The organism is Facilibium subflavum (assembly GCF_003574485.1).
GTDB classification, from domain to species: domain Bacteria; phylum Pseudomonadota; class Gammaproteobacteria; order Francisellales; family Francisellaceae; genus Facilibium; species Facilibium subflavum.
In genome coordinates, this window is sequence record NZ_QLIT01000204.1 from 1 (window position 1) to 7,871 (window position 7,871).

The 7,871-nt window shown below is 39.3% G+C and carries 6 protein-coding genes, 1 tRNA gene and 1 pseudogene; 5 read left to right on the forward strand and 3 right to left on the reverse strand.

What is annotated here, in order from left to right; genetic code table 11:
- Nucleotides 1-294: 294 nt before the first annotated feature.
- Entirely contained in the window at nucleotides 295-1,419 is a 1,125-nt protein-coding gene (locus DNK84_RS11260; RefSeq protein WP_208123312.1) for a hypothetical protein, read from the forward strand.
- Between the two features lie 18 nt (nucleotides 1,420-1,437).
- A complete protein-coding gene (locus tag DNK84_RS11265; RefSeq protein WP_119344604.1) occupies nucleotides 1,438-2,334 on the forward strand; it encodes a TIGR01777 family oxidoreductase in 897 nt (298 codons plus the stop codon).
- 17 nt (nucleotides 2,335-2,351) lie between these two features.
- Here DNK84_RS11265 and DNK84_RS11270 read toward each other — a convergent pair whose 3' ends face one another.
- Entirely contained in the window at nucleotides 2,352-3,236 is an 885-nt protein-coding gene (locus DNK84_RS11270; protein ID WP_119344605.1) for an NAD(+) kinase, read from the reverse strand.
- 154 nt (nucleotides 3,237-3,390) lie between these two features.
- Nucleotides 3,391-3,467: transfer RNA gene (locus tag DNK84_RS11275), tRNA-Met, on the reverse strand.
- Nucleotides 3,468-3,712: 245 nt separating this feature from the next.
- Between DNK84_RS11275 and DNK84_RS11280 the strand changes: the two are divergent.
- Together DNK84_RS11280 and DNK84_RS11285 are read left to right on the forward strand one after the other, a co-directional pair.
- A pseudogene (locus DNK84_RS11280) lies at nucleotides 3,713-4,465 on the forward strand (ProQ/FINO family protein); the annotation flags it as partial.
- Between the two features lie 101 nt (nucleotides 4,466-4,566).
- Nucleotides 4,567-6,147, forward strand: coding sequence for a peptide chain release factor 3 (locus tag DNK84_RS11285; RefSeq protein ID WP_119344607.1), 1,581 nt, complete (start codon nucleotides 4,567-4,569; stop codon nucleotides 6,145-6,147).
- A gap of 1 nt (nucleotide 6,148) precedes the next feature.
- On the opposite strand, the gene DNK84_RS11290 is transcribed toward DNK84_RS11285, so the two are convergent.
- Nucleotides 6,149-6,583, reverse strand: coding sequence for a type IV pilin protein (locus tag DNK84_RS11290; protein ID WP_162902405.1), 435 nt, complete (start codon nucleotides 6,581-6,583; stop codon nucleotides 6,149-6,151).
- Between the two features lie 210 nt (nucleotides 6,584-6,793).
- Between DNK84_RS11290 and glpX the strand changes: the two genes are divergently transcribed.
- Nucleotides 6,794-7,759 (forward strand): class II fructose-bisphosphatase, encoded by a 966-nt coding sequence (glpX, locus tag DNK84_RS11295; RefSeq protein WP_119344609.1) that lies wholly within the window; start codon nucleotides 6,794-6,796, stop codon nucleotides 7,757-7,759.
- Nucleotides 7,760-7,871: the final 112 nt, after the last annotated feature.

The window sequence follows — 7,871 nt, forward strand, 5'->3', positions numbered from 1 at the left end:
GGTAGTTAAAGCGAAGAAACCAGAAGCGTAAAAAGAGTTGGGAGAAGTTCAACAAATATATTGAACGTTACCCACTACCGCAGCCACGAATCACACATGATTTTTATACTTTAACAGGTTCAGTGAGTTAAGTTGAAGAGCCGTATGTGGGAAATCTACAAGTACGGTTCTGTGAGGGGCATCATGCTTTCTCACATTATGTTTAAAATTTAAATTATAAATAGGAGAAACAGAGATGTCTACTCGACACCATTTAATAGCATTTTATAAGCATAATATCGACATAGCACAAATATGAACCAGTTAACTAAAGGACAGCAAACATACAGCAGAATATCTAGTGCATTAGCCTGCATGAGCAACAAACAGCTAGAACAAATGCTTGCTGATGGCAAAGAAATGCACAAAGGTATAGGTGGTACTTCATTACATATAGAAGTAGATAACACACCTATTTTTGTAAAGAAAGTACCGATCACAGACTTAGAATTACAGCCAGAAAATTATATGTCTACTGCCAATATTTTTAATCTACCAATGTGTTATCAATACGGTATTGGCTCAACTGGCTTTGGAGCCTGGCGGGAATTAGCTGCGCATGTCATGACAACCAATTGGGTGATAACTGGCCAATGCCCTAATTTTCCAATTATGTACCATTGGCGAATACTGCAAGACACTGGCAGCAAAATCATTTCAGATGAAGAACAAATTGCTTTAGATAAAGACGCTACTTATTGGGAGAATAATGCATCAATAAATAGTCGATTAAAAGCAATAGCATTGGCAACGCATCATACTTATTTATTTTTAGAGTTTATTCCCAATCACCTTTATGGGTGGTTAAACAGACAATTATCCATCAATGAAAGTACTGCTATTAATGCTGTGAGATTAGTTGAAAGCCAAATGCAAACAACTAATTATTTTATGGGCTTCCAGAACTTTCTACACATGGATGCACATTTTGAAAACATTTTAACTGATGGGAAACAGTTATATTATAGTGATTTTGGTCTAGCTTTATCTGATAAATTTACATTATCTAATATTGAAAATCACTTTGCAAAAGATAATGCTGATTATGATTACGCAAGTGGCTCATCTAATTTAATGCACACTGTATTGACCAGTTACTTAGGAAAAGACGATTGGAGTGCTAATTTGGCAAAATTTACCAACGATGAGCTTGGCACACAAATACCAACGAAAGTGAAAGAATTACTGTCTAGACATCATGGGGTTGCTGTAAAAATGGATGAATTCTACAAAGCAATACAAAGAGATAAATCAACTCCTTTCCCATCAGGTAATTTGAAGGAGTTGTTGCTAAAATACATTCAAGGAGAATCACAGTATATTCCAAGTGGTTTTATTGGAAAAAATAGTGGAGAATATATGATGGTATATAAGCCATAGGCAAAAAAGGAGCTTGCCATGAGAGTATTGATTGCAGGAGGTACAGGGTTTGTTGGATCACATTTGTCTAAAGTCCTTAAGACACAAGGGTTTACGGTAAGTTTGCTTACGCGCCAATTAAAACCTAAAAATGTACAACATTATGAAAGAATACTGCAATGGAATGTATTAAATCACATTGACCCTAATGATTTTGATGTGATTATTAATCTTTGTGGTTATGATATTGCGCGCAAACGCTGGTCGCCAAAAATAAAGCAGAAGATAATCAGCTCGCGTGTTCTCCCAACCAAACGGCTGGTTGAATTTATTGGGAAAACACCTGTTTGGCTTATTAATGCTGGTGCTGTTGGTTTTTATCCTTTTTCAAAGCAACGACAAACAGAAGCTGAGCATATTGCCATTAACCAAGAAAACAAAGCATTTTGTCAGACCATTACAGCTGCATGGGAGTCTGTTGTTGATCAGGCGAATATTCAACGGAAAACCGTGGTGCGCTTTGGGGTTGTTTTAGGGAAAAATGGTGGGATGCTATCAAGGATTTTACCAACAGCAAAACTTGGTTTAGGTGCTGTTATTGGTAAAGGAGAACAACTTGTCACATGGGTACATATCGATGATCTGGCAAACGCAATTGTTTACATTATGCAGAATAATTTAAAAGCATCTAAGATTAATATTACCGCACCAGAGGTTTGCACACAAAAACAGATGATCGAAGCCTTGAGTAGACAGTTAGGTAAAAGACGTTTTTTGCGTCTGCCTGCAACAATGGTACAAATTTTGTTTGGTCAGATGGGCAAAGAGCTATTATTATCCTCACATAATATTGCCCCAGGAATATTGCAAAAGGCGGGATTTTGCTTTCAATTTCCCACAATTGAAAGTGCGCTAAAAGATCTACTTAAAAAATAATATTGGAGGCATTGTTTTTACGGGAATAACATCTTCCCCCAGTGAAGCTTTGTTCTTAATGAATGAAAGTAGTCATAGTCTTTTGGGTGTAGAATTGTCACCGACTGGGTGCACTTGGCTAAGGCAACACAATCATTTGGTTGCAAGGTCGCTTTTGTATGTCCGTCAAAGCTTAAAGATGGTTGCGGGGCATTATATTCACCAATTACAATTTCTACGGTGCTTTGCGCGTTTATAACAATTGGGCGGCTATTAAGTGAGTGGGAGTACATGGGTACCAATACAATTGCATCAAGTGAAGGGTGCATAATAGGGCCGCCGGCTGATAATGCATGCGCTGTCGATCCGGTTGGTGTGGCGATAATAATACCATCTGCGCGTTGATCAAATGCATAGCGGCCATCAATGCTGATATGCATTTGGAAAAGTCGGCTGTGCTGTCCTGCGGCAATAACAATATCATTTAAGGCAACGGTAGTGTCATATTTTTGTTTTTGGCTTTGAATATTCGCCTGCAACATAAAACGTGTTTCTTTTGTATATCGCCCTTTTAATATTGGAAGAAGCCTTTGTTTTATCTGTTCAGGTGTAATATCGGTTAAAAAACCAAGTTTACCACGATTGATACCAACAATTGGAATATCACGAATCAAAGATAAACTGCGTCCGGCATTAAGAAAATTACCATCACCTCCAACAACAATAGCAAGGTCACAGTTTTTGGCAATAAAATCCAGTGAATAGGATTCAAGCGTATTGTTTGACTGTTCAGCTGCTGTATCTTTTTCAAGATAGATGGTTGCATATTTTTGTAAATATTGATTTAAGTATAAAACCGTATCAGCAACACAAGGGTTTGAATGCGTACCAATAATGGCAATATGCTTGAACTTTATTTCCATCTCGTTGTCCTTTTATATTTCCAGTAATATAAAAACCAGTATGTGACTTATTGTAACCAGTGTAATAGCAAAGTAAAATAAATTGCTTCCACTGTGTAGAAGTAATTACAAAAGTAATTCAGTGAATATGAAAAGTTGGAAATCAAATATGAAATGGTAGCTACGACTGGACTTGAACCAGTGACCCCAGCATTATGAATGCTGTGCTCTAACCAACTGAGCTACGTAGCCACAACAGGTCGAAATTATCTGCAAGATTGATGACATTGTCAATATTTTTTTTACCTGCATTGGCAAAATATTATGTTTTTCTTGGATCAATTTAAGAATAAGTGCTGATTTTTGTTGTTATAAAGTCTATAATGTCGAGCTTGTTATCGATACAACTGCGTATCGAAACCAGAACAATGCTGAAAAGTCGCGGCTTAATCAGTATTCTGATAGTGTTATAAAAGGTAAAAAAATAGGAATATCGTATGTCTGACGGTAGAGATAAATTGCATGATTTTTCGTTGCTAAAATCATTAGTGGGCGGCAAAAGCATTAAAGATAAAACAGACCGTATGCGCAAAGCGCATGAGGATGCTAAAAAACGAGGTGGTGCGGTGCATTCTGTTCAGGATCGAGCAGCATCAGGATCAAAGGCAGCATCCAAAGGTGGCCGCGCGCAAAGCAGCAAAAATATGCAGGCTCGTCAGCAAACCCGGCAGGCACGTGTTAATCAGTCAAGATCACCATTTTGTATGCCGCAATTTGGCCAAAAACAACCTGCTGAACTGACTGTTGAGGCGCCAGGCGATCAAAGTGAGCAAATTGTGATTGAAATTGATGTTGCTAAGCAGCGTGCCAAAGAAGAGCAGCGTTTGTTTAAATGGTTGTGTCAGCGCTTTCCAAAGTGTTTTAACCCAAGAGATAAGCGCCCTTTAAAGATCGGCATCAGTGATGATATAGAAACTGTTTATCAAAATGAGCATTTTGCACCGGTTGATCAGTATGTACTGCGTAATGTTATCAAGCGCTATGTCGGGGATACCCGCTATCAACGCTCGGTTTTAGATTATAAGCAGCGATTTGACTTATATGGAAAACCTGTTGAAGATTTTTCCCCAGAGCATTTAGAATATGCGCAAAAAAGATTAGATGAGATTGCCGAGAAGGCACAATTGCGTGCACAAGGAATAGATATTAAGGCATATTATCAGCAAAAAAGACAGATGGAACAACAAGAAGGCCAGGATGTGTCAACTGCCTCAGATGACGTTGATGCACAAAGTGATGAAAAAAAAGATGTCAAGTCTGACATAAGTGGTGGGCTTGAGGAATAGTTTGAATGTCAGATCGATTAACAGCGCTTAAAAAGCGTCGTACTTTTGCCATTATTTCCCATCCGGATGCTGGGAAAACAACGGTAACAGAAAAGATGTTATTATTTGGCAACCTTATTCAATTGGCAGGTACGGTAAAAGGCAAAAAATCAGGTCGTCACGCAACATCAGACTGGATGGAAATGGAAAAAGAACGTGGTATTTCGGTCACCACATCTGTCATGCAGTTTCCATATAATGACTGTGTTGTTAACTTGCTTGACACGCCAGGCCATGAGGATTTTTCTGAAGATACCTATCGCACACTAACGGCGGTTGATTCCGCATTAATGGTGATTGATGGTGTTAAGGGTGTTGAAGAACGCACTATTAAGTTGATGGAGGTTTGTCGCCTTCGCACAACGCCTATTTTGACCTTTATCAATAAGTTTGACCGGGATACAAAAGATCCAATGGCGCTTTTAGATGAAGTTGAAGAGGTGTTAAATATACAATGTGCACCAATGACCTGGCCGATTGCATCTGGCAAAGAATTCAAAGGCGTTTATCATTTGTATGAAGATAAAACGATTTTATTTGAAACCGGGCATGGCCATCATATCTATGACTACAGCGTTATTGAGGGATTAGATAATCCTGCACTAGATGAAAAGATTGGTTATCTGGCAGAGTTACTTCGAGAAGAAATTGAACTGGTTAAGGGTGCAAGTCACGAGTTTGATGTGGAAGCATATCGTGCGGGTTTGTTAACGCCTGTTTTTTTTGGTACAGCGCTTAGTAATTTTGGTGTCAAGGAGATGCTTGATGCGTTTACCACATATGCACCATCGCCTGTTGCGCGTGATACAGATGTTCGTATAGTCAAGCCAGAAGAAGAAGGCTTAACTGGATTTGTTTTTAAGATTCAGGCAAATATGGATCCGCAGCATCGTGATCGTATGGCATTTTTTCGCGTATGCTCTGGTCAATATAAAAAAGGGATGAAGCTTTATCAGGTACGGTTAGGGAAGCAGATTCAAATCTCTAATGCTTTGACCTTTAAAGCAGGTGAGCGTGAGCATTTAGATGAAGCTTATCCAGGTGATATTATTGGTTTACACAATCATGGTACGATACAAATTGGTGATACTTTTACACAAGGTGAGAAATTAAAATATACTGGGATTCCTAACTTTGCTCCAGAATTATTCCGTCGAGTAAGACTTAAAGATCCAATGAAAATGAAAGCCTTGCTTAAAGGTTTGATTCAGTTATCAGAAGAAGGTGCAACTCAGGTCTTTCGCCCCTTAAATAGCAATGATTTGATTTTGGGTGCTATTGGTGTATTGCAGTTTGATGTTGTCGCACAACGCCTGGCTTCAGAGTATAATGTGAAGTGTGATTATGAGGGTGTTAACGTTATTGCTTCACGGTGGATTCAAGCACAGGATAAAAAAATACTTGAGCAATTTACGAAAAAATATAGCGAAAACCTTGCTTTAGATGGTGGTGAGCATTTGACATACCTTGCGCCAACGCGTGTCAATCTCCAACTGGCTGAAGAAAGAAACCCGGATATAGAATTCTTATCTACCAGAGAGCATTGATTTACCAGCAATCAGAAGGGCTCCTGCTGATTTGTCCATTATTAACCGTGAGTATCATTGGGTCACAATCCGTATCACTGGCTTGAGAACCCGTTGGGTCTGCCTGAATTTCAAAGCCTGTGGCATCTGCAGGTACTGCTGTTATGTTACCATTTTCATCAAGTAACTGTAAGGTTAAGTTATAGTATCCTTCAGAGCTTGTTGTTGAGCTCCATATATCAGCAAGTGTTCCTGTGTAAACGCCCTGGTCAAGCATGTATTCCTCTTCATTTAAAGCAAGCGTATTAAGTGAAGTTACCGCATCTGATCGATGTGTTTTTAACATGTAATTATTATAAAAAGGGATAGCAATCGCGGTTAAGATTGCAATTACAGTGACGGCGATTAAGAGCTCAATAAGTGTAAATCCATTTTTTGTGTTTAGTGTTTTATGCATTTGCATTTGCATTGGGATTCGGTATCGGGTTGTGTTATCTTTTGAGTATAGATTCACCGAGTTCTATTTAACAGGATTTTTTGTTTGAGAATAAAGATCTGGTTGATATTTTTGGTTTTATGAAACCCGATTAATTATGATAAAGCCATACCTTTTCTTTGCCGCAATTGTTACAATAAGCGCGAATTAAAACCAAAAAAGAGGCCATAAATGGATCGTAATTTAGCATTAGAAAGTGTCCGGGTAACTGAAGCCGCTGCATTATCTGCATGGTTATTAATGGGGCGTGGCGATGAAAAGGCAGCTGATCAGGTGGCTGTTGATGCAATGCGCCGTGCGTTAAATGGTTTAAGTATTGATGGCACGGTTGTCATTGGCGAAGGCGAGCGTGATGAAGCCCCAATGCTTTATATTGGTGAGAAGGTCGGCCAAGGTGGTCCAAAGGTTGATATTGCTTTAGATCCACTAGAAGGCACAACAATTACGGCAAAAGGTGGCCCAAATGCCTTGGCTGTTATTGCCATGGCTGAGCATGGTGGGTTTTTAAATGCGCCTGATGTTTACATGCAAAAGATTGCCGTTGGTGGTGTTGGCTTGCCTGATGATATTATTAATATTGATGATGAGCCTGAACAAAACCTTAAGCGCTTAGCTGATTTTAAAGGCATTCCAGTTGAAGCTTTGGTAGTGTGTATTTTAGATCGGCCGCGTCACCAGGAGCTAATTCAAAAGGTACGGCAAACAGGCGCGAGAATTGCGCTTATTGGTGATGGTGATGTCTCTGCAGTGATTGCAACAGCACAAGAGCAAGCCGGTATTGATATGTATATGGGTACAGGTGGCGCACCAGAGGGTGTGCTGGCTGCAGCAGCACTTCGTTGTCTGGGTGGTCAGATGCAAGGCCGGCTTGTATTTAGAAACGATGATGAGCGTGCCCGTGCGAAAAAATGGGGTATTACCGATTTAAATAAAGTCTATCATTTGCATGATTTAGCCGGCGGGAATGTGCTTTTTGCTGCAACGGGTGTTACCGATGGGCATATGTTAAAAGGGGTTAAGCGTAAAGGTAAGTTTGCGAAAACACACAGTATTGTAATGCGCTCACTTTCAGGTACGGTCAGACATATTGAAGCAGAGCATAATTTCAATTTTAAAAAAGGGTTTGAACACTTATAATTTAGCCGGATAGTTTGCAATATGAGTATGCAAACTATTCAACCTTGATTAGATCATATTTCAATCGTTTGCATCTTTTTTCAAAAACTTTCAAAAAAGCGCTTGCAAGGTT

What these genes read in the sequence shown, in the direction of transcription:
- DNK84_RS11290 (WP_162902405.1), bottom strand. Translation starts at nt 6,583, where the DNA reads ATGCATAAAACACTAAACACAAAAAATGGATTTACACTTATTGAGCTC.
- DNK84_RS11285 (WP_119344607.1), top strand. Translation starts at nt 4,567, where the DNA reads ATGTCAGATCGATTAACAGCGCTTAAAAAGCGTCGTACTTTTGCCATT.
- glpX (WP_119344609.1), top strand. Translation starts at nt 6,794, where the DNA reads ATGGATCGTAATTTAGCATTAGAAAGTGTCCGGGTAACTGAAGCCGCT.
- DNK84_RS11260 (WP_208123312.1), top strand. Translation starts at nt 295, where the DNA reads ATGAACCAGTTAACTAAAGGACAGCAAACATACAGCAGAATATCTAGT.
- DNK84_RS11265 (WP_119344604.1), top strand. Translation starts at nt 1,438, where the DNA reads ATGAGAGTATTGATTGCAGGAGGTACAGGGTTTGTTGGATCACATTTG.
- DNK84_RS11270 (WP_119344605.1), bottom strand. Translation starts at nt 3,236, where the DNA reads ATGGAAATAAAGTTCAAGCATATTGCCATTATTGGTACGCATTCAAAC.